Source organism: Pseudomonas sp. SIMBA_067, assembly GCF_046534675.1.
In the GTDB taxonomy this organism is placed as follows: domain Bacteria; phylum Pseudomonadota; class Gammaproteobacteria; order Pseudomonadales; family Pseudomonadaceae; genus Aquipseudomonas; species Aquipseudomonas putida.
On record NZ_JAWRYH010001300.1, the window covers coordinates 1 to 238 of the forward strand.

Genomic DNA, 238 nt, shown 5'->3' on the forward strand with positions numbered 1-238 from the left:
GGTGCCGGCGCTGGGGCAGCACAGCCAGGCCATCCTCCATCAGATCGGTTACTCGGCTGATGCCATCGACCGCCTGCGCACGCGTGGCGTTATCTGAAAAGGAATGTCAGTGATGTCCCAATCTTTAGTTCGTTCAGCCCTGTTTGTCCCCGGCAGCCGCCCGGAACGTTTCGCCAAAGCCCTGGCCAGCGGGGCCGATGCGGTGATCGTGGATTTTGAAGATGCGGTGGAAGACCCG

The 238-nt window shown here is 61.3% G+C and carries 1 protein-coding gene; it reads left to right on the forward strand.

Annotated elements, in window-relative coordinates:
• Positions 1-112: 112 nt before the first annotated feature.
• A partial coding sequence (locus tag SB765_RS33525; protein WP_410933022.1) for an aldolase/citrate lyase family protein occupies positions 113-238 on the forward strand: 126 nt, incomplete at its 3' end.